Genomic DNA, 2,440 nt, shown 5'->3' on the forward strand with positions numbered 1-2,440 from the left:
GACAGGACGGCGGCGGCCTCGCGCTCGGCGGCGAGCAGGCGGGCGAGCTGGTCGGCCATGTGGTTGAACGCCTCGCCCGCCGCCCTCAGCTCCGCGGGTCCGGCGGGCCTGACGCGCGCCGCGAGGTCGCCGCGCGCGACGCGGGTGACGGCCTGGGCGAGGCGGTCGGCGGCCGCGACCACGCGGACGGCCAGCCGGTCGGCCATCGCGACCGACACCAGGACCAGCGCCAGCGCCACCAGGACGAGGATCAGCCAGGAGTTGATCACGCCCCGGTTGAACTCGGCGTCGGGGATGAACACCTCGACCACCGCGTACGCGCCGGACCTGAGCAGGACGGGGCGCAGCAGCAGGGTCCCGCCGCGCGCCGGCGTGGTGAACGAGCGGTGCAGCTGGCTCGCGCGCCTCAGGTCGGACGGGTCCGTGCGCGGAGCGCCGATGGGCGGCCCGGCGGGCGGGTACAGCGTCATGTGGCCGGCGGCCCCGGCGGACGTCGACCCCACCGCCTCCTTCAGGGCCGCCGGGTCGGCGGTGATCGTCAGCACCGGGACCAGCGACTCGGCCTGCTGCACGGCGGCGTTCAGGGCCCGGTCGCGGGCGATCTGGCCGTTCAGCAGACCGAGCGGCACGACGAACGACAGCGCGACCATCGTCGTCACGGCCACGGCGATCCGTGCCAGCGCCGCTCTCATCCGTTCCTCGCTCCACTCTGTACCATCACGTCATCCGCGGCCGGGGATCCGGCCTTTTCCCGAACCGTTCTCAAAACCGCCCCGCCGCCGGAAGCCTGGTGAGAAAAGCAATGCGACGTGTGCCCGTCCCTTTTCGATTCGCCGCGGTCTGGGTCGCCGTCACCGCCACCGGTATGGCGATCAGTTGGGCCGGAGTCGGGGACGCGCTGCGCGGAACGGTGATCGATTCCCCGAATCCGTCCCTCAGCGTTCCGGCCGAGGCCAAGGGGTCGCGGGTCCTTTCCCCGGCCGCCTCCGCGTCAGCACCGGGCGGCCCCGGATCCGCCTCGTCCCGTCCGGTCACCCCTCCGGCGCGGGGCCGGCCCTCGGCGTCCCGCACGCCGGCCAAGCGCCAGCCGGGTCCCGGCACGACGGCCGGCGAGCGGCTGAACACCTCGGTGGTGAAGTCGGGACGCGTGGTCTTCGCGCTGGGCGCCGACTCGGCCCGCCTGGTCAAGGCCACACCCGGCCCCGGCTTCCAGATGAAGGTCTGGCGGACGTCCACCTGGATCCGCGTCGACCTGACCGACGGGACGCACGGCTCGACCGTGATCGCGTCCTGGAACGACCATCCGCCCATCGTGCAGGTGAACGAGTTCTGATCCGCGCGGCCCCGGGGTTCAGTCCGCCGCTCCGGCCGAGGGCTCGATGAGCATGAGCCCCACGCCGCGCACCGTGTGCAGATAGTGCGGGGCCGCCGCGCTCTCGCCCAGTTTCCGGCGGAGCCATGACACGTGGACGTCGATGGTCTGGTCGTCTCCGAAAGACTGCTGCCACACTTCCGTCAGCAGTTCCCGGCGCCGCACCACGCGTCCGGCGTTCGCCGCGAGAAAGGCCAGCAGGTCGAACTCGCGGCGCGACAACTGCAGGGGCTTGCCGTCCAGGACGGCCTGCCTCCGGTCGACGTCGACCTTCAGCCCGCCGACGGTGATCGCCTCCTGCCGGGGGGTGGTGCGCATCCGCCGCAGCACCGCCTCCAGGCGGGCGTGCAGGTGCTCGGCGGAGAAGGGTTTGACCAGGTAGTCGTCGGCGCCGGACCGGAGCAGGCGGATGATCTCCCGCTCCCCGTCCCGGGCGGTGGCCACCACGACGGGCACGTCGGACACCGCCCGCAGCATCTTCAGGACCTCGGCGCCGTCCAGGTCGGGGAGCCCGAGATCGAGGACCACCACCTCCGGCGGGCAGGAGGTCACCAGGCGCAGGGCGTCCAGCGCCCGGCCGGCGCTGTTGACGGAATGCCCGAGCACGGTCAGCTCGCGGACGAGAGCCCTCCGGACGTGCTCATCGTCTTCGATCACCAAAACACTTGCCACGCGCCAACCCTAAACCCTCCGGATAGCGCGGGATCTACCGAAAACGCTCTCTCGCTACAAACCACGCGGAACACGACGCGGAGCGGGCGTCCCCGCCCGCTCCGAGACGTTGTCCTTAAGTCGCTCTTAAGTCGGCCCTGACGCGTTTCTAAGGGGGCTGCTCGTAACGTCACTGCCATTCAGCGCATTCTTCGGAGGCTCCCGCCGCACCCGGCACGGGTCCGGAGAAGAGCCACCACCCCACGCATGGCGCGCCGCGTTCACCGATCGTTTCCCTGGAGGCCGTCATCAACGTCAATTCGAGGCGTCCGGCAGCCGACGGCGCGAGTGTCGGAGAGCGGCCCTCGACGGCACCACCCGGTGCGCGCGGTCCGCGCCGCCCGCACCGGGTGGTGC

General features: G+C 72.0%; 3 protein-coding genes. 1 reads left to right on the top strand and 2 read right to left on the bottom strand.

Going from position 1 to position 2,440, the window contains the following annotated elements; genetic code table 11:
* On the bottom strand, positions 1-692 hold a 692-nt coding region (locus AB0J52_RS36305; protein WP_500187442.1), incomplete at its 3' end, for a HAMP domain-containing protein.
* Between the two features lie 173 nt (positions 693-865).
* On the opposite strand from AB0J52_RS36305, the gene AB0J52_RS36310 reads away from it, so the two are divergent.
* Positions 866-1,333, top strand: a complete 468-nt coding sequence (locus AB0J52_RS36310) for a hypothetical protein (RefSeq protein ID WP_500187443.1) — start codon at positions 866-868, stop codon at positions 1,331-1,333.
* Positions 1,334-1,351: 18 nt separating this feature from the next.
* Here AB0J52_RS36310 and AB0J52_RS36315 read toward each other — a convergent pair whose 3' ends face one another.
* A complete protein-coding gene (locus AB0J52_RS36315) occupies positions 1,352-2,044 on the bottom strand; it encodes a response regulator transcription factor (protein ID WP_500187444.1) in 693 nt (230 codons plus the stop codon).
* Between the last annotated feature and the right edge of the window lie 396 nt (positions 2,045-2,440).

The sequence above is a fragment of the Spirillospora sp. NPDC049652 genome (assembly GCF_040675125.1).
In the GTDB taxonomy this organism is placed as follows: Bacteria; Actinomycetota; Actinomycetes; order Streptosporangiales; family Streptosporangiaceae; genus Spirillospora.